At 51.8% G+C, this 278-nt stretch carries 1 protein-coding gene; it reads left to right on the plus strand.

The features are described 5' to 3' along the window. A partial coding sequence (locus tag CHH91_RS20695; protein WP_176465862.1) for a hypothetical protein occupies window positions 1-199 on the plus strand: 199 nt, incomplete at its 5' end. Window positions 200-278: the final 79 nt, after the last annotated feature.

A 278-nucleotide genomic window follows, 5' to 3' on the forward strand; every position in this document is an offset into this window, starting at 1 on the left:
CAATAAAGGCATCGTCGCAAAGCTGACGGCAGCCGTTAAGCTAGATTCGTTGCGGACGATCAACCCAAGTGAGATGGATAAGGCGCCCATCGCAAGCCCTAGCAGCACGGCAATCAAGATGAGCTGGACAATGCCTAACAGTCCTCCACTAAAGCTGGCCCCTAGTATCGCGGCGACACCAATCATAAGCGCAGCCTGAAAGGATAAGGTCAATGCATCTTGCAGTAAAGAGCCGAGCAGCAAAGCAAGACGACTTATCGGTGAAATCAACAACCGGT

The organism is Virgibacillus sp. 7505 (assembly GCF_002272135.1).
Taxonomy (GTDB): Bacteria; Bacillota; Bacilli; order Bacillales; family Amphibacillaceae; genus Terribacillus.